Consider the following 20,415-nt stretch of genomic DNA (forward strand, 5'->3'; position numbering starts at 1 on the left):
CGGCGCCAGAGGCGCCGGGTCGCGAGCTGAACTTGCGTCAGCTTATTTGATGGCATCCCAGCTGGCCTGGATGGCGTCGGCAACTTCCTGGGCGGACTTGCCGCCGACGAAGTCGACCATGCCGGTCCAGAACGAGCCTGCACCCACGGCACCCGGCATCAGGTCGGAACCGTCGAAGCGGAAGGTCGTGGCGTTCAGCAGGATCTGGCCTTCGCCCTTGAGCGTGTCATTGCCGTAAGTATCGACATTGGCCGCCTTCATGGCCGAGAGGAAGCCGGACTGGGCCATCCAGATCTCGTTGGAGATCGGGTTCATCAGGAAGTCGATGAACGCGCGAGCGGCCGGCGAGTCCTTGGTGATGGTGGCTTCCACGCCAGCGCCGAGCACCGGCTTGCCGAGATCCTTGCCGGCATAGGCCGGGAAGTAGAAGAAGTCGGCGTCAACGCCCAGTTCCGTGCCTTCGGGGAAGAACGACGGAATGAACGAGGCCTGGTGGTGCATGTAGCAGGCGGGCGGCACCGCGAAGAGGCCGAGCGGGCTCTCGCGGAAGTCGGTGGTGCCCACAGCGGCAGCGCCGCCGGCGACCTTCTTGTCGTCCTTGGCGATCGAGCCGAACAGCTCGAGCACTTCGATGACCTTGGGGTCGTTGAACTTGAGGTCATTGCTGACCCAGGCATCATAGTCTTCCGGCGTCTGGGTACGGAGCATCAGATCTTCGATCCAGTCGGTCGCCGGCCAGCCGGTCGCACCGCCCGAACCCAGGCCGATACACCACGGCGTCTTGCCGTCAGCGACCATCTGGTCGGTGAGCGCCATCAGGTCTTCAAACGTCTCCGGAACTTCATAGCCGGCGTCGGCGAAATTGTCCGGCGAGTACCAGACCAGTGACTTGAGGTCGGACTTGTAGGGCACGGCGTAGAAGGTCGGCGTACCCGAAGCATCCTTGTAGGTGCCCAGCGACACGAACGAGGAACCGGCGGCGAATTCGGTCTCGACGCGGGCCTTCATGTCGTCGCCAAGCGGAACCAGGTAACCCTTGGAGGCCATGTCGGCGAGCAGACCCGGCTGCGGCAGCAGGGTGATATTGGCCGACGAGCCGGCTGCGGCGTCGATCTGCGCCTGCTGCTCGTAGTTTTCGGACGAACCGTATTCCACGGTGACGCCGGTGGCATCCTCGAAATAGGCCAGTACGGTCAGGAACTGTTCCTGATCGCCGCCTTCGCGCCACGGACCCCAGATGGTCAGCTTCTCGCCGGCCAGGTCGGTGTGGGCATCGGCAAAGCTCTGCAGCGCATCCCAGCTGAAGGCGCCTTCGCCCTTGGGAAACTTGAACTCCTGGGCCTGCACGGCCGAGAAGGTCAGAGCCACGGCGGAAACGCCCGCCAAGAGGTATTTGTGCATGTAGTCCTCCCATCGCACAGATGTGTTGTCCGCACCGGTCAATTGGCCGGAGCGGCCGTCTTTTTGGCGCCGATGCCATACCGGTCGCGGGTCCCGCGGAACCCGCCACAGTCTACCCGGCATCAACGGCGCCCACCTTCTGCCCGATTCCCAAAACGTTTTGGTCCCAAAACGTTTTGGCAGCCCGAAAAACAAGGGTGTCTGGGCAGTTGGCGGTGCGGCAATGTGGCATGAAACGAGGCCGACGAGCAAGGGGAGGCCGTTTGTCCGGCGTGATGCGGCGCGAGGTACGTACCCGACGGCGAGGGACCGCGACCCGGCATCTGTAAATGCGTTCGGAATGACGCGGCGCGCCTGCAGCAAAACGACAAGGCCCCGTTCCGTGCGGAACGAGGCCATCATCAGTAATCCAGGTGCCCTGGCGTCAGTGCCAGGTCTGGCGGGCGTACCAGTCGTCGACTTCCTTGCGGACGTCGTCCTTGGTCTTGCCGTAGCGCTCCTGCAGCTTGCCTTCGAGCTGTTCGCGCTTGCCGGCGATTTCGGCCAGATCGTCGTCAGTGAGCTTGCCCCACTGTTCCTTGACGCTACCGGTCACCTGTTTCCAGCTACCTTCAACACGGTTCCAGTCCATTTCGACTCTCCTTGTTCGATGGTGTGGATGAACAACGGCAGTCGAACGCGACGGTTCCCTGCGCGAGCGAATTGACCTGATCTGCCGCGTTTCGCGGTTCTCGGGCCGGCCGTATCTTCGGCTTAACCGTTTATTCATCCTAAAGAGCGGTCGAGGACAGTATCGCGCCGAATTAAGTTCGGCTTCATACGCTTCGGCCCATCCTGCCGGGCTGAAGCAGGAGCACTTCCAATGCCATACACCCCAATAACTGGTGATCGCGCGTCTTGGGGACCGCGCGATCTCGACAAGATTGTCATCGCTATTCTGGTTGCCATCGCCGTCTTCGCCTCGGCGTGGTTCGGCATCGAACTGACCCGCGGTACTGGACGGATCGCGGCTATCTGGATCGCCAACGGGGTGCTGCTTGCAGCCGTGCTCAAGCATGAGCGCCGCGACTGGCCGCTGTTCATCGTGCTGGCCTACGCTGCCAATATCCTTGCCAATCTCCAGACCGGGGACGAACTGGCGATCGCGGCGATGCTGTCGGCCTGCAACTCGCTCGAAGTGCTGGTCTGCGCCTTCTTCGTCACCACGCTGACCAGTCAGCGTGACTTCCGCCGGCCCAAGCCGATGTTCGTGCTGGTGCTGTCAGCGCTGGGCCCGGCATCCGTGGCCGCGGCCGGGGCCGCCTCTTACATGTTATCCCGACTTGCCGGCACCGACTTCGTCGAGATCTTCATCAACTGGTACGCCGCCGACGCCCTTGGCCTCGTCACGATCACGCCGGTGCTGCTGGTGATCGGGCGCCGTGACCTCCTCGACCTGCTGCATCCGGTGATCCTGCCGCGGCTGGCTTTCGTTCTGGGCATCGTGGCCGTCGCGCTTGCCGCGATCTTTCTGCAAAGCTCGATGCCGCTGCTGTTTCTGGCCATTCCGGCCGTCGTCGCGGCGACGTTTTCGCTGGGCTTTGTGGGCGCCTCGCTGGCCGTGCTGCTGACCGCAGTGGTGGCGCTGGTTGCCACGCTGCATAATGTCGGCCCGATCAGCCTGATGGACGCAGACCTGCGCATGCAGATCCACGCCCTGCAACTGTTCACCGCCACTGCCGCGTTGACCGCCATCGCCGTCGCCTGCCTGCTGGGCGAGCGCAACCTGCTCAGCGCTGCCCTCGCCCAGGCGCCGGACTTCTATTACATCAAGAACCTCAAGAGCGAGTTCGTCTCGGTCAACCAGCGGGTTGCCGAGGTGGCCGGCTTCGAGCACCCCTCGCAGCTCATCGGCAAGACCGACCGCGATCTGGTCCCGCCGGAGCGCGCCGAGATGCTGATGCGCGAGGAATACGAGGTGATGGTGGGCGGCTCGCCCATGCAGGCCCGCGAGGAGCGCCTCGTCGACGCCGACGAGACCGAACGCTGGTTCGAGACCTCGAAAGTCGCTCTGAAGAGCCTGACCGGCCGCACCATCGGCCTGGCCGGCATGACCCGCGACATCACGGCGCGCAAGAAGCTCGAAGCCGAGCTGATTGAAAGCCGCAACCAGATGGCGCTGATCATGCGCGAGATGTCGGACGGGCTGATGGTTGTCAGTCCCGACGGCTATATCGTCTACTGCAACGAGCGCTACCAGCAGCTGTTTCCGCTCACCGGCGACCTGCGGGTCCCCGGCGCCTACCTGCCCACCGTGCTGGCGGCCGCACAAGAGAGCGGCGAGCAGACCCAGGTCGGTCCTGCCGACATCATGCGCAGCCTGAAAACGAGCAGCGAGCATGAGGTGCGACTGTTCAACGGCACCTGGCTGCACATGCGGACGTCGGTCAATGCGCTTGGTGGTGCCACGGTGCTTGTCTCGAACATCACCAGCGCCAAGCGCACCGAAACCGAATTGCGCGCCGCCGGCGCCCAGCTCGCGGTGCTCGCCGCCACCGATGGCCTCACCAGCCTCCCCAACCGCCGGGCTCTCGACGACCGGCTGGACAAGGAAATCGCCAGGTGCCGCCGCAACCGTCTGCCGATCAGCCTGATCATGATCGACATCGATCACTTCAAGACCTTCAACGACCGCTATGGTCATCTGGCCGGCGACAAGTGCCTGCAGCGCGTTGCCGCCACGCTCGAGAACTGCGCCAAGCGCCCCGGCGACATCGTTGCCCGTTTTGGCGGCGAGGAGTTCTGCGTCGTGCTGCCGGAGACCGATGAAGCCGGCGCGTTTGTCCTCGCCGAGCAGCTGCGCCTCGCCGTGCGCGAACTCCAGCTCGAGCATGACCGCAGCGACAAATCCGTGGTCACCATCAGCCTGGGCGTCGCCTCGCTGGTGCATGACGGCAAGGCCAGCACAGCCGAGGAACTGATCTCGCGCGCCGACGAAGCGCTTTACGTCGCCAAGGGCGCCGGCCGCGACCGCGTCATGGGCTGGAGCGCCCGCGTCGAAAACCGCTTCTCCTCCACCGGCTGAGGCGTTGATCGCCCCTTCCCCCGCCGTCTCGGCCACCCTCCCTTGCGGGGAGGGTCGGGGAGGGGGGCGAGAGCCCCGATTGTACTGCTCCCCACCCTTGATCCGCCCCCGAAACGGGGGCTATCGCAGGCCGCCACGCCATCACCAGGCCGCGCGGCTCGACCACATTTTAACTTCTTAACAGAGAGAATTAGCTAATGTCCGATGATCGCTGTTCTCTCCGAACTGGTCCTGCATGCGCAAAAAACTAGCTCTCCTCGTCGCCGCGCCAACCACAATTCTGCTGCTCGTGCTGGGGGCCAGTTTCGCGCTCGGCTACATGATCGACCGATCCATTCTCGACGTGGTGGACCGCAAGGCCCAGGCCTGGGTCACGGCGCGCGCGCCGCAACTGGCCGAGCAAATCAGCTTGGGCCGCCAGGCAGACCCCCGGTTTGTTCCGCTTGATGCCGGCGAGACCTCGCTCGCCAGGGTCAGGCTGTTCGATCTGAAGGGCCGGGAACTGGCCGGTGTCGACACAGCCGGCGCCGCAGGGCGCACCGTCAACGGCATTGCCGCCGATGTTGCAGCCACCGTCCGGAGCTCGGTGTCCCTCCAGGCGGTGACCAGTCTCTCCGGTGACACGCGCACCTTCGCAACGGCCTATGCTCCGATCAAGGATATCGACGGCAGCGTCGTCGGCGTGGTCGAGACGAGCTTTGACCGAACCGACGTCCTGGGCGCCCTTCATGCCGCAGCATTCATCCTGTCGGTGACGCTGTCTGTCGTATTTGCCACCGCCTTGTCGCTCCTCTACATGGCCTTCGTCCGTGCCCGCCGCAAAGAAAGTCGTTCGCGCCGGCAGGTGGATTATCTGGCCAAGTATGACCAGCTGTCAGGTGTGCTGAACCGGAGCGGTTTCACCCAACGGGCGACAGCCGTGTTGAACAGCAAGCCGGCCGACGGAGCGCATTATGCGGTCCTCTATATCGATATCGATCACTTCAAGCAGATCAACGACACGCTGGGTCACAAGGCAGGGGATGCCTTTCTGCGCCATGTCGGCACGGTCCTCAACAGTTGCTGCGAACCCGGCGATGTGGCCGGACGGCTTGGCGGCGACGAGTTCGCTGTCGTCCTCAAGTGCAGCCAGGCAGCCGAGGTGGAGCGCCGCGCAATGCAACTGCAGTCCCTCGTCTCGCAACCCCTGCGGGCAGATGGACTGCTGATCAACGCAACCCTGAGCATCGGGATCGACCTCTGCCGCAGGACACAGTCGTCCATCACCGACCGCCTGCATCGCGCCGACCTCGCCCTCTATCAGGCCAAGCTGGACGGCCGGAACACGCATCGACTGTTCACGCCGGAACTCCAGCGTCAGATTGCGCGGCGGCGCGACATCGAGAGTTGCGTCCTCACCGGCATCGAAACGGGCCTGTTTGCGGTGCACTTTCAGCCGCTGCTCGATGAAAAGACCAAGGCGTGCCTCGGCTTCGAGGCGCTGCTTCGCCTGACCACGGCGGCCGGGGAAAACGTCTCGCCTGCCGAATTCATCCCGATTGCGGAAACCATCGGTGCAATCAACAAGCTCGGCGCCTGGGTACTGGCAAGGGCCGCCGAGACTGCGGCGACCTGGCCGGCGCCGCTGTTTGTTGCCGTCAACCTTTCGGTGAGGCAGTTCGACAATGGCGATCTCACCGGCGTTGTCGAAGGCGTCCTCGCCGAGACCGGGCTCGAGGCCTCCCGGCTGGAACTGGAAGTCACCGAGAGCCTGCTGATGCAGAACACCGAGATCATCGGTGCGCAGCTTCAGGCACTTCGCGCTCTGGGCGTCTCTGTGGCCATGGATGACTTCGGGACGGGCTACTCCAGCCTGGGGACGCTGTGGAAGTTCGGATTCGACAAGCTCAAGATCGACCGTTCCTTTGTCTCGGGCCTTGAAAGCGGCGATGCGCGCGCGATGGAGATCCTCGATACGATCATCGCGCTCGGCCACCGCCTGAACATGGTGGTCACCGCCGAAGGCGTGGAAACACCCGAACAGGCCGAGCTACTTGCCGGCCTCGCCTGCGACCAGTTGCAGGGCTACCTCTACGGCAAGCCAATGCCCGCCGCCGACCTCCCCGCCGCCCTGCTGCGCCTGGCGCTCTCCAGCCAGAAGCCGAACGCACCAGCCCTGTCGGCGCCAATGAAAGAGTCAAAGCCCGCCGCCGCGACCCAACGCTGACCTCCGCCATCTTCGCGCACTTCGAGAGGCCGGAAGAGGCTCTCCCTGCCCTGCGCTGACATTGCCGTTCTCCCCTTCCCTCCTTCCCTCCTTCCCTTCCCTTCTCCCCTTGCGGGAGAAGGTGGATCGGCGCATCAGCGCCGAGACGGATGAGGGGTCCCTGGCCACGCCTCCGCTCTCGCGTCGCCCGGAACAGTGACACCACCACATGTCGCCTACCCCTCATCCGGCGCTGCGCGCCACCTTCTGCCGCAAGGGGAGAAGGAAACCGGGAGATCGATGCCTCCTGCCCCCAGCTATCTCAGTCGGTCCACCCTCCCCCTTGCGGGGAGGGTCGGGGAGGGGGACGACTGCAGACGCCATTCAACAATTCCTCACGCTGCACCGGCCTGCTGCTTGCCCGACCTCGTCCTTCGACAAGCTCAGGATGAGTTCTTCGAAACGCTGATGCTGCGGCTCTCGCCCCGATACCTTCATGGTGAGCTTGTCGAACCACGAGGGGTGAGCCACCAAACTTCTCCAAATCGCTGCCATCTGCCGTTCAGGCTGCGGCCGTTCCGTTCAGACAGCATGCAGACTTCCTATTCATGCTCCTTCCGTTCGTCCTCTCCCTTCTGTGTCGGCAAATACATATGAGGATCGAGACCCCTCCCTCACTTCTCCCCTTGCGGGAGAAGGTGCCCGAAGGGCGGATGAGGGGTCTTGGCCATTGTCGCTCGTCACTCCGCTGCAAGCGCGGAAAGTTGTGGGTGCAACACCCCTCATCCGGCGCTGCGCGCCACCTTCTCCCGCAAGGGGAGAAGGAAACCGGGAGAGATCTGCGGCGGCCAAACCTCCCCAAATCCCTGCCATCTTCCGTTCACCCTACAGCCAATCCGTTCAGACAGCGTGCAGGCTGCCACTCCATGCTCCTCCCGCTCGTCCTCTGCCCGCCGCGGGTGAAGTTGCATCTATCGACCGGGAGCCCCCATCCCTTCTCCCCTTGCGGGAGAAGGTGCCCGAAGGGCGGATGAGGGGTCATGGCAGGGCAACAGCTCATCACTCCGCTGCAAGCCGGACGTTGTGGAGGCAACACCCCTCATCCGGCGCTGCGCGCCACCTTCTCCCGCAAGGGGAGAAGGAAACCGGGAGGCATCCAGGGCGCCCAGTGGTACCCAAATCCCTGCCATCCGCCGTTCACCCTGCAGCAAACCCGTTCAGACGGCTGACAGACTTATCCCCGCGCTCTCCCACCGCGTTACACTTCCCTCATCGCCGCCCCGAAACGCGAGATCATGACGAGTGATTGGGGCAGCGAGGCCGGGTGGGGGTAGCGTCGGTTGCCCTCAGGCCAAGCCGGGGAGGGTGTGCAGGCCCAGGTGACCTGCCGCCTTAATTTGCTGCCGTGGATGGGCGTCTGTCGTGCTCATTCCCAGGGGGGCGGACTGGAGAAACGCGAAGAGCGTGGTCCGGTCGAGACGGCGACCCTGCGGCGGAGGGGCGATCCGCAAATGCCCTGATCCTTTCCGGTGAACGCCCAAAATCCCGGTGGCAACGGCGGAGCCGAGCTGCAGCCGGGCGCAACCTACCCGCGTCCGGCATTCGAACCATCGACGGGCTCTGCTCCGCCGTTGTTCGCGACTGCATCACAACCGGAGGCAGTGGCGCCGGCCGGGGCGTTCTGCTGTCGGTCGAATATTGCTCAGTGTTTCGACAGCCCATGCAAGTTACATTGAGCAGCAAATTGGCGTGGCGGACGGCTTGTGATCGTCGGCAAGGGTATGGATATCGAGCGCATGAGTGCAGCACCTCACCTTCTCGTCGTCGATGACGATTATGAAATCCGCAAGCTTCTGGCGCGCTATCTGGGCGAGCAGGGCTTCCGGGTGTCCGTCGCCGGTAGCAAGCGCGAGTTCAACGAGCGCATCGCCACCGAGAAGCTCGATCTGGTCATTCTCGACGTGCTGCTGCCGGACGGCTCCGGACTGGACCTCTGCCGTCACCTGCGCCAGCGTCAGCCGCATCTGCCGGTGATCCTCGCTACCGCCCTCAAGGAAGACGTCGATCGCATCATCGGGCTGGAGATCGGCGCCGATGACTATATCGGCAAGCCGTTCAATCCGCGCGAGTTGCTGGCCCGGGTACGGGCCGTACTGCGGCGGGCAGGCGCGCCGACGACGACCCCTGCCGAGTTGCGGGCCGTCTTCCGCTTTGCCGGGCTGAGTGCCGATATCACCACCCGCAGCGTGACCGACGGTGGCGGCCAGGGCATCGAACTGACCGGCGCCGAGTTCGACCTGCTGCGCGTCTTTCTCGACCGGCCGGGGCGTGTGCTGTCGCGCGACCAGCTGCTGGATCTGACGCAGGGCCGCGAGGCCGGCCCCTTCGATCGCTCCATCGACGTGCTGATGAGCCGGCTGCGCAAGAAGCTGGGCCAGGCCACCGAGGAGCCGCTGTTCAAGACGGTTCGCAATGGCGGCTACCAGCTGGCGGTGCGCGTCGAGCGGGATGACGCCGCCTGATGCGCAGCCTGCAGCTCAAGATCGCCCTCATCCTCATCGCCTCGATCGTGGCTGTGGTGCTGGTGGCGACGGCCGTGACCGCCGTCGTGCTCAGCGCCGACGAGGCCAGTCGCATGGTCAGCCCGATGGCCCGGCACATTGCCGTCTCGCAGGAATTCTATGCAGCCACCCAGGGCGGCACGCGGCCGCCGCCGCGGCGCAAGCCGCGCAATGAAGTGGTTGTCGCCCCGCCCGCCAACGGGCTGCGCAACGACCTGACGACCGCATTGGCCAGCACGCTCGCCGCTGCGGATGTACCGGGCAAGGTGCAGGTGACGCAGGCCGACGGCGCCGAGCCCGTCGCCGCCCTGCAGCTCGAGGACGGACGCTGGATGCTGTTCGACTTTCCCGAGCCGCCGCCGCCACCGCCCACGCTGCTGGCAGCGCTCGGCGCCTGGCTGACGCTGGTGGTGATCGGCGTGGTCGCCGTCGCCCTGATCATGGCGCGGCGAGTCACCCGGCCGTTTGTCATTCTCGAGAATGCCATCGCCTCGGTCGGTCCTGACGGGGTGCTGCCGCACACCCCCGAGGTCGGTTCGGGCGAGGCGCGGCAGACCGCCGCCTCGCTCAATCGACTGTCCGACCGGGTCAAGGCCGCCATGGAAAGCCGCATGCGCCTTGTGGCAGCGGCCGGCCACGACCTGCGCACACCGATGACCCGGATGCGGCTGCGGGCCGAGTTTCTCGACGACGAGGAACGCAGCAGCTGGCTCAGTGATCTCGACGAACTGGAAGCCATTGCCGACAGCGCCATCCGCCTCGTGCGCGAGGAGGGAGCGGGCGAGGACCGTGTCGCTGTGGCTCTGGACGAGCTGGTGCGGGAATGCGTTGCTGAACTGCGCGACGCTGGCCTCAGTATCGAGGCCGCCGACCTGCCCGCGGCCAGGGTAATCGCCGGACCATTGGCGCTCAAGCGCGCGCTGCGCAATCTGCTCACCAATGCCGCCACCCATGGCGGCGGCGGCCGGGTGCATCTCACCGTCGGTCCGGAGACGGCGCGCCTCGCTATCGAGGACAACGGCCCGGGTATTCCGGTGGAGCTGCTCGACCAGGTGTTCGAGCCATTCTTCCGGGCCAATCCGGGCCGCACCCAGACCGTCAAGGGGGCCGGGCTGGGGCTGGCCATCGCCCGCGAGATCGTCGAGCGGTTCGGCGGCACGATCAGCATCCGCAATCGCCCCGAAGGCGGCCTCGAACAGCTGATGACGCTCCGGCTGGCGACGTGAAGATGGTGATGCGGGGCGTCGCGGCCCCGCATCCGGATCAGGCCGCTTCGTCGAAGATGCTCGTCAGCACCGAGAGCAGATCGCTGCTCTTCTGGGTCGACGCGTAGGCGGTCGTTGCCGCCGTGAGCAGATCGATGGCGGTGCTATCCTCGTCATCGCTCTCGGCACTATCATTGCCCGGCGGCGGACCGCCGGGCGGGGGACCACCGGCGCCACGCGGGCCACCCGGGGGCGGCCCACCCTGCGGCCCACCGGCCGCCTCCCTCAGAACTCTCCAGAAACGCCGACGATTCCCTCTCGCTGATCGTACCGTCGCCGTCACCGTCGATGGTCGAAAAGAGCTCGGACAACTGCTCGCTGCTGAGTTCTTCGGCCGCATCGCTGGCGGAGAATTCCTCGAGGCTGATCGAGCCGGACGCGTCTGCATCGGTCGCCGCAAAGATGTCTTCATTGCTGAGCGGCCGCATGCCGCCCGACATCTGCTGGGCCATGAAGCTCATGGCCTGCTGACGCTGCTGGACCTTGGCGTCGAAAGCGTCCTTTTCGTCGCTGGAGACGGAGCCGGACCCGTCTGCATCCATTGCGTTGAAGAGCTTTTCGGCGCGCGCCGCACTCTTGCTGTCGGATGCGCCACCTGGCGCACCCGATTTCAACTCGTCGAGGGTGATGTCACCGCTCGAGTTACTATCGAGAGACTTGAATGTGGGCGGCTGAAAGCTGCGCACCATCGTTGCGCTGCTGCCCACTCCACTGATCGACATGTCAAAGACCTCCTTGCCTGCGGAGCCGTTCATCGGCATCCGAGCAAGGCGGCCCGCGCAGTTAACCGGGCCTTAATATTCCGGGACCGCGCCAGGCAACTGGTAACCGAGCATTGCGGCCAGCGGCCTGGCAATGCTGGGACACAATCGACCGGTTTCAGCGGCTGTTGTGGAGCATGCCCTGGAAGGCCCGATAGCTGCCCTTGGGTGTCCGCTTCTGGGTCTCGTAGTCGACATGCACGATGCCGAAACGGGAGGAGTAACCCTCCGCCCATTCGTAGTTGTCGAGCAGCGACCAGGCAAAGTAGCCGCGCACGTCAGCGCCCTGCTGCTGGGCGGCCTTCACCGCCTGAAGGTGCTGATCGTAGAAGTCGACGCGCCGCTCGTCATTATCCTCGGACATGCCGTTCTCGGTTACGTAGATCGGCAGCTTTGTGTATTCGCGCGCCACGCGGACCAGGAGATCGGTGAGCCCTTGCGGATAGATTTCCCAGCCGAGGTCGTTCTTGGGCAGGTCGCCCTTCACCTGCCCCACCGGGAAGACCGGCCGGGTGGCGTCATATTTGTAGAGGCCGCGGGTGTAGTAGTTGATGCCCACCCAGTCGAGCGGCCGGCTCACCACTTCCATGTCCCGCTGCCAGTCGGCGGGCATCACGCTCTCGAGCGCCTTGGTCAGGATGTCCGGATACTGGCCCTTGAAGACCCCGCCCAGGTACCAGCGGTTGAAGAGCGCATCGCCGTAGTCGAAGGCCATCTGATCCTGCTCGGAGTCGCTGGCGGGCTCGGATTTTTCGAGGTTGAGGACGATGCCGAGGTTCTTGGCACCCTCCGAGCGCAACGCGTCGATGGCCGTGCCGTGGGCGAAGAGCACATGGTGCATCGCGCGGGCGGCGGCGCGCATGTCGCGATAGCCGGGGGCGTGGATGCCGAGGAAATGGCTGAGAAAGGCGACGCACCACGGCTCGTTGATGGTCGCGGTGGCGTGCAGGCGGTCGCCGAAGTTCCGCGCCACAAGGGCAGCGTAGTCGCCGAACCAGCCGGCAATGTCGCGGTTCATCCAGCCGCCCTTGTCCTGCAGCGCGCTGGGCAGATCCCAGTGGTAGAGGGTGGCGTAGGGCTTGAGGCCGCGTTCGAGCATGCCGTCGATCAGCCGGTCGTAGAAGTCGAGCCCGGCCTGGTTCACCCCCCCTGCCCCCTCCGGCATCAGGCGTGGCCAGGCCAGCGAGAAGCGGTAGGCGTCAAAGCCGGCATCACGGATCAGGTCGAGGTCTTCGGGCCAGCGGTTGTAGTGGTCGCAGGCCATGCTGCCATCGTCGGCGTTCTTGACGTTGCCGGGGGTCGCCGCAAACGTGTCCCAGATGGACGAACCGCGGCCATCGGTCTGGCCACCCTCGATCTGGTAGGCAGCGGTCGCGGCGCCAAACACGAAATTGGGTCCGAAATCCTTGCGATCGACAGAAAACATCTTCCCTCCCCGGCGGCCCGGACTTGCGCCGGCCGCTCAATCCTGACGGTAAGCCCGCCTATGCAATCGATTACATAGCAGCCGGATTCCGACTTGTCACCGGGCCGGGAGGAGGTGTCTCGAGCGTATCTTCGGGCTTAGCGCCGGAGCAGAAACACCAGTTCGGGATCGCCTTCGTCGAGACCCTCGATGCTGCCGCTCTGGACGAACCCTGCCTTGCCCAGCAGCGCCCGCATCGGGCTGTTGGAGGCATTGGTGGAGCTCCAGAGCTTGAGTTCCCTAGACGTCAGTTCGATGCAATGCCGGACCAGCGCCAGACCCACTCCGGAGCGGCGGCTGCCCTCGGCTACAATCAGCATCTCGATGAAGGGCTGATGAAAAAACCCGTTGGTCAGCGCCGCATAGCCGACCGGCTTGTCGTCCCGGATGGCGACGAAGCACTGCCCCGCGGCGGCCCAGCGGGCAATCGACTGCCGGCGGTCGATGTCGGTCAGCGACAGGGGGTCGATGGTGACCAGTGCTGGTATGTCGCCGCGTCCGGCGGACCGGATTGTAATCATGCCCGCAATTCTGGATGGGCCGAAAGGATACGGGTGGCAAGGGCACGGAAGGCTTGGGCCTCGGCGCTGTCCGGAACGGTCGCGACGACCGGCCGGCCGGCATCGGAGGTCTCGCGGATCGCCATATGCAGCGGCACCTCGCCGAGGAACGGCAGGCCAAGCGGCGCGGCCGCAGCCCGGGCGCCGCCATGACCGAAGATGTCGTAGCGGGTGCCGGTATCGGGCGCCACAAAGTAGCTCATGTTCTCGACCAGCCCGAGCAGCGGGATGCTGGTGCGCCTGAGCATGTCGATGGCCTTCTTGGCGTCGATCAATGCCAGGTCCTGGGGCGTCGAGACGATGACGGCGCCGGCGAGCGGCACCTGCTGGATCAGCGAGATCTGGATGTCACCGGTGCCCGGCGGCAGGTCGACAACCAGCACGTCCAGGTCGCCCCAGTCGCTTTCGCGCAGCAATTGCCGCAGCGCCGAGGTCGCCATCGGCCCGCGCCAGACCACCGCCTGGTCAGCCGTCAGCATGGAGCCGATCGACATGGCCTTGAGACCATAGGCCTCGTGCGGCGCGAAGATGCCGTCCTCGCGCACAGCCGGCTTGCCCTCGAGCCCAAGCAGCTTCGGGATGGACGGACCGTAGAGGTCGGCGTCGAGAATACCGACGCGGAGGCCCTCCGCAGCGAGGCCGAGCGCCAGATTGACGGCGACTGTCGACTTGCCCACGCCGCCCTTGCCCGAGCCGACGGCAATGATATGGCGGATGCCGGGGACCGGCTCCTTGGCCGGGGGACCGGGGCGCCCCTGCGCCTTGGCCTGCCCGGTCGCCGCCTGATTGCGGTCCGATGTCACCGACACCATGACCTTGCGGCCCTCGGCCACCTGCTCGGCCGCCGCCTGCGCAGCAACACGGGCCGGGCCGAAGGCGGCCTCCATGCCGGGCGCGACCGAGATGGCGAACGCAACCGCGCCCGACGTCACGATGATCTCGGAGAGACCGCCATAGCCGGCGAGTGGCCCGCCACCGGGGATCTCGACATTGGCCAAGGCCGCCTTGACGGCCTCGGCGATACGCGGATCAGCCATGGATCACAGGATCGACTGGCCCGTTGCCTTCCAGTCCTTGACGAACTGCTCGAGGCCCGACTTGGTCAGCGGATGATCGGCAAGCTTGTAGATGACCGCCGGCGGGATGGTGGCAACATCGGCACCGGCAATCGCTGCCTGCGTCACGTGGTTCGGCGAGCGGATCGAGGCAGCAAGGATTTCGGTCTTGAAACCGTAATTGTCGTAGATGGTCCGGATCTGCTCGATCAGTTCCATGCCCTCGAGATTGATGTCATCCAGGCGGCCGATGAACGGCGAGATGTAGCTGGCACCTACCTTGGCGGCGAGCAGCGCCTGGTTGGGCGAGAAGCACAGCGTCACGTTGGTCTTGATGCCTTCATCGGTGAAGGTCTTGGTGGCGCGCAGACCATCGACGGTCAGCGGCACCTTGACCACGACGTTCTTGGCGATCTTGGCGAGCTTGCGGCCTTCGGCCAGCATGCCCTCGTATTCGGTGGATGCCACTTCGGCCGACACCGGCCCCGGCACAGCGGCGCAGATCTCGGCGATCACCTCGAGAAAGTTGCGACCGGACTTGGCAACCAGCGACGGATTGGTGGTCACGCCGTCGAGCAGCCCGGTTTCGTAAAGCTTCTTGATGTCAGCGATTTCGGCCGTATCGACGAAAAACTTCATTTTCGTTCCCCTCCAGGAAACATGATGGTCATGCACTCAGGTATGCAGATTGTGGCCCACCGCAAGGGCAGGCCGCAAGAGTTAGCCAATGGCGGCCAGCAACATGTCGGCCAGTTCGTCGACGCGATCCTCGGGGATTCCGGCGACATTGATGCGACTGTCGTTGATCATATAAACCGCGTCCTCGGTCTTGAGGCGCTGGACCACGTCCCCGGGGAGGCCGAGCAGGGAGAACATGCCCGAGTGCTCGGCGATGAAGTCGAAGTCCTTGGAGTTGGACTTCTGCCGGATCGCCGCGGAGAGCTTGGCACGCAGGCGGTTCATGCGCTCGCGCATCTCGGTGAGTTCAGCTTCCCACTCGGCCCGCAGGTCCTTGTCCTCAAGGATGACCCGGACGATCTCGGCGCCGTGGTCAGGCGTCTGCGAGATGGTGCCGCGAATGATATTCTGCATCTGGCTGGAGACCACGTCGGCGGCCTCGGCGTCGGCCGCAATGGCAATCGCCACGCCGGCCCGCTCGCGATAGAGGCCGAAATTCTTCGAAGCGGAGAAAGCGATCATCGACTCGGGCACGGAGGACACGATCTTGCGCACGCCATAGGCATCTTCCTCGAGCCCGTCGCCGAAGCCGAGATAGGCCAGGTCGAGCAGCGGGAAGGCGCCGGTGCGCTGCAGGCTCTGGGCCACCGCGTCCCACTGGTCGCGCGTCAGGTTGGCGCCGGTCGGGTTATGGCAGCAACCGTGCAGCAGCACGATATCGTCGCCGGTCAGGCCGTCGATGACGTCCATCATGGCCGGGAAATCGACGCTGCGCGTCGCCGGGTCGAAATACGGATAGTAGTGCACGTCGAGGTCGGCGTTCTCGGCCAGCGGGATGTGGTTCGGCCAGGTCGGGTCGGAAATGAAGATCCGTCCCTGCGGACGGGCGCGACCGAGGACGTGCATCAGGATCATCAGCGCGCCCGTCCCGCCGGCACCGTTGACGGTGCGCACGCGCGACTTGTCGACGACGTCGCCCAGCGTCAGATCGACGATGGCCGAAGAGAATTCCTTATTGCCGACAACACCCTTGTAGGTCTTGGTCGTTGCCGTATCGAGGATGCGCTGCTCGGCCTTTTTGACGGCGCGCATCACCGGCGTGATATTCTTGTCATCCTTGTAGACGCCCACGCCGAGGTCGATCTTGCCGGGACGCGGGTCGGCGGCATATTCGGCCATCAGCACGAAAATCTTGTCGAGGGTAGCCTTCTTGAGGGTTTCGAACATCGGAAAACTCTAGGGGAAACGGGGTCGGCCGCATTTAGAGGAGGCGCCGGGGGAAATGCAACCCGATCAGCGTTTGAGGCCGCGTTTCTCCAGCTCCGCCGTCAGGGCCGGGACGATCTCGAACAGGTCGCCGATCAGGGCCACGTCGGCGATCTTGACGATCGGCGCTTCCGGATCGGTGTTGATGGCGATGATCTTCTTGGCGCCCTGGATGCCCGCGAGATGCTGCAGGGCACCCGAAATGCCGACGGCAATGTAGATGTCGGGGGCGATGATCTTGCCCGTCTGGCCGACCTGCCAGTCGTTGGGGGCATAGCCGGCATCGACAGCGGCGCGCGTCGCGCCCACTGCAGCACCAAGGGTTTCCGCAAGCCCCTCGACGAGCTGGAACTTCTCGGCCGAGCCGAACGACACCCCGCCACCGACCACGATCTGGGCGGTGGACAGTTCCGGCAGCGCGCTGGTGGTCCGGGCGTCGGCTACAAAGACCTGCCGCGTACCGCCATCGACATTGAGAACCTCGATCGGCGCGGCATTTCCGCCCGCCGCGGGACGGAAGGCAGAAGCGCGCACGGTCAGGAGATTTTTCGACTGCGCCGACGAGACCGTCTCCACGGCATTGCCGGCATAGATCGGCCGGTCAAAGCGGTTGGGGCCATGAATGGCGACGACGTCGGTCACCGGCATCAGGTCCAGCCTGGCGGCGAGACGCGGGATGACGTCGCGACCAGCGGCGGCGGAGGCTGCAACGATATGGGTGTAGCCCTCGGCGAGGCCGGCCAGGAGATCAGCCAGCGTGTCGGAGGGCACGTGCTCGATACCGGAGGCGGCAAGGACCTTCTGGACACCGGATATCGCCGCGGCCTCGGCCGCGATACCACCCGCATCGCCGGCAGCCACCAGCACGTCAACCGGACCAAGAGTACTGGCGGCGGCAATGACACGCGCCGTCGAAGCCGCGAGCCGGCCGAGATCATGCTCGGCGAGAACGAGGACAGCCATCAGAGGGCCTCCAGTTCGGACACTTCGTCGGCAATCACCTGTGCCAGTTCGCTGACCGAGCCAACCGTGCGTCCGGCAGCCCGTTCGGCGGGCGGAGAAACCTTCTCCACCGTCAGCCGCGGGGTTGTGTCAACGTCGTATTCGCCGGCGGGGCGCACGGCCAAGGGTTTCTGCCGCGCTTTCATGACCATCGGCAGGCCGGCGTTGCGTGGCTCGTTTAGCCGCAGATCGGCCGTGACGATGGCCGGCAGCGACATCGATACCGTCGTGCGGCCGAAATCCACCTCACGGGTGACTTCCAGAGCCGTGCCTTCCAGCTTGATCTCGGAGGCGAAGGTCGCCTGCGCCCAGTCGAGCAGGCCGGCCAGCATCTGGCCCACCTGGTTGGAATCATCATCGACGGCCTGCTTGCCGAGCAGCACCAGATCGGGCTGCTCCTCGGCAACAACGGCCCGGAGCAGCTTGGCCACGGCCAGGGTCTCGACCCGCTGGTCGGTTTCGATCAGCAGACCACGCTGCGCGCCCATGGCGAGTGCGGTCAGAATGACATCGGTGGACTGCTTGGGCCCGATGGAGACAACAACGATCTCGTCCGCTGCGCCGGCTTCGACCAGCCGCACGGCCGCTTCGACGGCGTGCTTGTCGAACGGGTTCATCGACATGCGCACGTTCTCGGTCTCCACGCCCGTGCCATCGGCGCGGACGCGAATACGGACATTGTGGTCGACGACGCGCTTGACCGCGACAAGGATCTTCATGCCGGCTCCTCAAAGAGTTCGCTGTTCCCATCGCAAATCCACCGCTCCGGGGCAAGTTGGCGGGCGGGAAAACGGGACCAAGCCTAGGCCAAGAAAGAGAAAAACATCCCTGTGGTACCAATGGCTGAAGACCGTTCGGGTTGACGCCCCCAGCGGGGGGTGGGCAATGTGCACGGTACGTGATTTTCAGGACAGATAATGCCGGTCATCAACCGAGTAGCCGAGTTCTCCGACGAAATTGCCGCCTGGCGGCGGGACTTTCACGCCCATCCCGAACTCCAGTATGACGTCCACCGGACAGCGGCCAGGGTTGCCGAACTGCTGAAATCGTTCGGGGTCGACGAAGTGGTGACGGGGATCGGGCGCACCGGCGTGGTCGGCGTGATCAAGGGGCGCGGCCCGGGCAGGACGATCGGCCTGCGGGCCGACATGGACGCTCTGCCGATCACCGAGCGCAACCAGACCGACTATGTCAGTACCAATACCGGCAAGATGCATGCCTGTGGCCATGACGGCCATACGGCAATGCTGCTCGGGGCGGCCAAGTACCTGGCCGAGACGCGCAATTTCGATGGCGATGCCGTCGTCATCTTCCAGCCCGCCGAAGAGGGTGGCGCCGGTGGCAAGGCGATGCTTGAGGACGGACTGATGGATCGCTTCGGCATCGAGGAAGTCTATGGCCTGCACAACATGCCGGGGATGGCCACTGGAACGTTCGGTATCCGTGTCGGCGGCATCATGGCGGCGACCGACGAGTTCAACGTCACCATTGATGGTGTTGGAGGCCACGCCGCCAAGCCGCATGTCGCCACGGATCCCGTACTAACCACGGCCAATATCATCGTGGCGCTGCAGTCGATCGTGTCGCGCAATATCGACCCGATGCGCTCGGCCGTGCTGTCGGTGACGATGCTGGAGGCGGGCGACGCGTTCAACGTCATTCCGCGCCAGGTCAAGTTCACCGGCACCATCCGGACCCACAACGAGGAAATCCGCGACTTCATGGAAGAGCGGTTCCGGGACGTGGTGAACCACATCTCCACCGCCTTCGGCTGCACCGCTTCGATCCACTACCGGCGCGGTTATCCGGTGACGGTCAATGCCGCGGACCAGACCGACTTCGCCGCCGGCATTGCCACCGAGATTGCCGGTCCGGATCGTGTCGATGCCAATACCGACGCCAGCATGGGCGGCGAGGACTTTTCCTACATGCTGCAGGCGCGGCCCGGCGCCTACATTTTCCTCGGAAATGGAGACACCAGCGATCTCCATACCGACACCTATGATTTCAACGACGAGATTATTCCGGTCGGGGTGAGCTACTGGGTCCGGCTGGTGGAAGGCGCGTCGCGCAGCAATTGACCGCCCCCGCCCTGCCCGTCCGGACCATGGTGCTCCGGACCCTGACAACCATCGCCATCTCGGCTGCCGGCGGCTTCGCCGCGCAGCTCTTCGACATTCCGGGCGCCTGGCTGATGGGCGGCGCCCTGGCCGTGGCGGTCGCTGCCGTGATGGGCGTGCGGGTGATGATGCCGGCATGGCTGCGCGATATCGGCTTTCTGCTCACCGGTCTGACCATGGGCGCCACCGTGGCCCGCGACAGCCTCAACCTGATCGCGCAGTGGCCGGTGACGATGGTCGCCCTGGTCCTTGAGCTGATCCTGATCATTTCGGCAACCGGCTACATGCTGCGCGTGGTGTTCAAGGTGGATCGCGGCACGGCCTATCTGTCGTCATTCCCCGGGCATCTCTCCTTTGTCATGGGGATTGCAGCGGCGGGCGTCGGCGATCCACGCCAGATCGTCATCATTCAGGTCATCCGGGTGCTGATGCTGACCATCTGCGTACCGATCGGCGCGTTGTTCCTGCCCGCCGGCGATTTCGCGTCGGTGTCCGTCGACGACACGACACCACTGATGCTGCTAGGCATGATCGTGCTCTGCGGCGTGGTCGGGTTCATCTTCACCAAACTCAAGGTCCCCGCCGCCTATTCGCTGGGCGCCATGGCCGCTGCGACCACGGCAAAACTCCTCGGCGTATTCGAGGGCGCCATCCCGGCGCCGCTGGTGATCGTGACCTTCGTCCTCGTCGGCGCGCTCATCGGCGCCCGCTTCGAAGGCATCTCGCGTGGCGAGATCATCCGGGCCGCCGTAGGCGGGCTGATTGCTACCGGCATGACGGTGGGGATCGTCACCGTGATCGCCTTCGGCGCCAGCATGCTGGTCGACATGCCCTATGCGCAGATCTGGCTGGGCCTCTCCCCAGGCGGCCTCGAGGCCATGGGGGCACTGGGCGTGGCGCTGGGTCTCGATACCGCCTTCATCGCCGCCCACCACGTATCGCGCCTGCTGCTGCTGACGCTGCTCATTCCGCTGGTCACCATGCTGGTCCGCGAGAAGACGGTGCCCTGATGCCGCCCGAATGATGAGCCTT

Annotated in this window: 16 protein-coding genes; 6 read left to right on the forward strand and 10 right to left on the reverse strand. The window is 64.9% G+C overall.

Annotation, left to right across the window (positions count from 1 at the left end; genetic code table 11):
- Positions 1-42 precede the first annotated feature (42 nt).
- Both AC0L4C_RS00110 and AC0L4C_RS00115 read right to left on the reverse strand, forming a co-directional pair.
- Positions 43-1,401: an ABC transporter substrate-binding protein gene (locus AC0L4C_RS00110; RefSeq protein WP_473401471.1), complete on the reverse strand. Its 1,359-nt coding sequence runs from the start codon at positions 1,399-1,401 to the stop codon at positions 43-45.
- Between the two features lie 424 nt (positions 1,402-1,825).
- Positions 1,826-2,032, reverse strand: coding sequence for a CsbD family protein (locus AC0L4C_RS00115; RefSeq protein WP_473401472.1), 207 nt, complete (start codon positions 2,030-2,032; stop codon positions 1,826-1,828).
- A gap of 231 nt (positions 2,033-2,263) precedes the next feature.
- Between AC0L4C_RS00115 and AC0L4C_RS00120 the strand changes: the two genes are divergently transcribed.
- The 4 genes from AC0L4C_RS00120 to AC0L4C_RS00135 all read left to right on the forward strand — a co-directional run bounded on the left by AC0L4C_RS00120 (position 2,264) and on the right by AC0L4C_RS00135 (position 10,437).
- Positions 2,264-4,465, forward strand: coding sequence for a diguanylate cyclase (locus tag AC0L4C_RS00120; protein ID WP_473401474.1), 2,202 nt, complete (start codon positions 2,264-2,266; stop codon positions 4,463-4,465).
- A 235-nt stretch (positions 4,466-4,700) separates the two neighbouring features.
- Positions 4,701-6,671, forward strand: a complete 1,971-nt coding sequence (locus tag AC0L4C_RS00125) for a putative bifunctional diguanylate cyclase/phosphodiesterase (RefSeq protein ID WP_473401475.1) — start codon at positions 4,701-4,703, stop codon at positions 6,669-6,671.
- 1,775 nt (positions 6,672-8,446) lie between these two features.
- Complete coding sequence (locus tag AC0L4C_RS00130; RefSeq protein ID WP_473401476.1) at positions 8,447-9,172, forward strand: response regulator; 726 nt, start codon at positions 8,447-8,449, stop codon at positions 9,170-9,172.
- Complete coding sequence (locus AC0L4C_RS00135; RefSeq protein ID WP_473401477.1) at positions 9,172-10,437, forward strand: ATP-binding protein; 1,266 nt, start codon at positions 9,172-9,174, stop codon at positions 10,435-10,437. The genes AC0L4C_RS00130 and AC0L4C_RS00135 overlap by 1 nt, the downstream gene beginning before the upstream one ends.
- Before the next feature lie 170 nt (positions 10,438-10,607).
- Here AC0L4C_RS00135 and AC0L4C_RS00140 read toward each other — a convergent pair whose 3' ends face one another.
- The 8 genes from AC0L4C_RS00140 to AC0L4C_RS00175 form a co-directional block, all read right to left on the reverse strand.
- The gene (locus tag AC0L4C_RS00140; protein ID WP_473401478.1) at positions 10,608-11,237 is read right to left on the reverse strand and encodes an EF-hand domain-containing protein; all 630 of its coding nucleotides are present in this window, start codon (positions 11,235-11,237) and stop codon (positions 10,608-10,610) included.
- Positions 11,238-11,355: 118 nt separating this feature from the next.
- The gene (locus tag AC0L4C_RS00145; RefSeq protein ID WP_473401479.1) at positions 11,356-12,663 is read right to left on the reverse strand and encodes a GH1 family beta-glucosidase; all 1,308 of its coding nucleotides are present in this window, start codon (positions 12,661-12,663) and stop codon (positions 11,356-11,358) included.
- A 137-nt stretch (positions 12,664-12,800) separates the two neighbouring features.
- Positions 12,801-13,223 carry a GNAT family N-acetyltransferase gene (locus AC0L4C_RS00150; protein WP_473401480.1) on the reverse strand — a complete coding sequence of 141 codons (423 nt, stop codon included), beginning with the start codon at positions 13,221-13,223 and terminating at the stop codon, positions 12,801-12,803.
- Entirely contained in the window at positions 13,220-14,299 is a 1,080-nt protein-coding gene (locus AC0L4C_RS00155) for an Mrp/NBP35 family ATP-binding protein (protein WP_473401481.1), read from the reverse strand. Before AC0L4C_RS00155 ends, AC0L4C_RS00150 begins: the two co-directional genes overlap by 4 nt.
- Positions 14,300-14,302: 3 nt before the next feature.
- On the reverse strand, positions 14,303-14,956 hold the full coding sequence (gene fsa / locus AC0L4C_RS00160) for a fructose-6-phosphate aldolase (RefSeq protein WP_473401482.1): 654 nt from the start codon (positions 14,954-14,956) through the stop codon (positions 14,303-14,305).
- 81 nt (positions 14,957-15,037) lie between these two features.
- The gene (locus AC0L4C_RS00165) at positions 15,038-16,222 is read right to left on the reverse strand and encodes an amino acid aminotransferase (protein WP_473401483.1); all 1,185 of its coding nucleotides are present in this window, start codon (positions 16,220-16,222) and stop codon (positions 15,038-15,040) included.
- 66 nt (positions 16,223-16,288) lie between these two features.
- Positions 16,289-17,224 carry an electron transfer flavoprotein subunit alpha/FixB family protein gene (locus AC0L4C_RS00170; protein ID WP_473401484.1) on the reverse strand — a complete coding sequence of 312 codons (936 nt, stop codon included), beginning with the start codon at positions 17,222-17,224 and terminating at the stop codon, positions 16,289-16,291.
- Complete coding sequence (locus tag AC0L4C_RS00175) at positions 17,224-17,982, reverse strand: electron transfer flavoprotein subunit beta/FixA family protein (RefSeq protein WP_473401485.1); 759 nt, start codon at positions 17,980-17,982, stop codon at positions 17,224-17,226. Before AC0L4C_RS00175 ends, AC0L4C_RS00170 begins: the two co-directional genes overlap by 1 nt.
- A gap of 198 nt (positions 17,983-18,180) precedes the next feature.
- Between AC0L4C_RS00175 and AC0L4C_RS00180 the strand changes: the two genes are divergently transcribed.
- Positions 18,181-19,344, forward strand: coding sequence for a M20 aminoacylase family protein (locus tag AC0L4C_RS00180; RefSeq protein ID WP_473401486.1), 1,164 nt, complete (start codon positions 18,181-18,183; stop codon positions 19,342-19,344).
- On the forward strand, positions 19,341-20,393 hold the full coding sequence (locus tag AC0L4C_RS00185) for an AbrB family transcriptional regulator (RefSeq protein ID WP_473401487.1): 1,053 nt from the start codon (positions 19,341-19,343) through the stop codon (positions 20,391-20,393). The genes AC0L4C_RS00180 and AC0L4C_RS00185 overlap by 4 nt, the downstream gene beginning before the upstream one ends.
- Positions 20,394-20,415 lie beyond the last annotated feature (22 nt).

The sequence above is a fragment of the Devosia sp. J20-27 genome, from assembly GCF_055808595.1.

Excerpts from the sequence above, each read along its gene's own strand:
- AC0L4C_RS00110 (WP_473401471.1), bottom strand. The coding sequence starts at position 1,401 with ATGCACAAATACCTCTTGGCGGGCGTTTCCGCCGTGGCTCTGACCTTC.
- AC0L4C_RS00115 (WP_473401472.1), bottom strand. The coding sequence starts at position 2,032 with ATGGACTGGAACCGTGTTGAAGGTAGCTGGAAACAGGTGACCGGTAGC.
- AC0L4C_RS00120 (WP_473401474.1), top strand. The coding sequence starts at position 2,264 with ATGCCATACACCCCAATAACTGGTGATCGCGCGTCTTGGGGACCGCGC.
- AC0L4C_RS00125 (WP_473401475.1), top strand. The coding sequence starts at position 4,701 with ATGCGCAAAAAACTAGCTCTCCTCGTCGCCGCGCCAACCACAATTCTG.
- AC0L4C_RS00130 (WP_473401476.1), top strand. The coding sequence starts at position 8,447 with ATGAGTGCAGCACCTCACCTTCTCGTCGTCGATGACGATTATGAAATC.
- AC0L4C_RS00135 (WP_473401477.1), top strand. The coding sequence starts at position 9,172 with ATGCGCAGCCTGCAGCTCAAGATCGCCCTCATCCTCATCGCCTCGATC.
- AC0L4C_RS00140 (WP_473401478.1), bottom strand. The coding sequence starts at position 11,237 with ATGCCGATGAACGGCTCCGCAGGCAAGGAGGTCTTTGACATGTCGATC.
- AC0L4C_RS00145 (WP_473401479.1), bottom strand. The coding sequence starts at position 12,663 with ATGTTTTCTGTCGATCGCAAGGATTTCGGACCCAATTTCGTGTTTGGC.
- AC0L4C_RS00150 (WP_473401480.1), bottom strand. The coding sequence starts at position 13,223 with ATGATTACAATCCGGTCCGCCGGACGCGGCGACATACCAGCACTGGTC.
- AC0L4C_RS00155 (WP_473401481.1), bottom strand. The coding sequence starts at position 14,299 with ATGGCTGATCCGCGTATCGCCGAGGCCGTCAAGGCGGCCTTGGCCAAT.
- fsa (WP_473401482.1), bottom strand. The coding sequence starts at position 14,956 with ATGAAGTTTTTCGTCGATACGGCCGAAATCGCTGACATCAAGAAGCTT.
- AC0L4C_RS00165 (WP_473401483.1), bottom strand. The coding sequence starts at position 16,222 with ATGTTCGAAACCCTCAAGAAGGCTACCCTCGACAAGATTTTCGTGCTG.
- AC0L4C_RS00170 (WP_473401484.1), bottom strand. The coding sequence starts at position 17,224 with ATGGCTGTCCTCGTTCTCGCCGAGCATGATCTCGGCCGGCTCGCGGCT.
- AC0L4C_RS00175 (WP_473401485.1), bottom strand. The coding sequence starts at position 17,982 with ATGAAGATCCTTGTCGCGGTCAAGCGCGTCGTCGACCACAATGTCCGT.
- AC0L4C_RS00180 (WP_473401486.1), top strand. The coding sequence starts at position 18,181 with ATGCCGGTCATCAACCGAGTAGCCGAGTTCTCCGACGAAATTGCCGCC.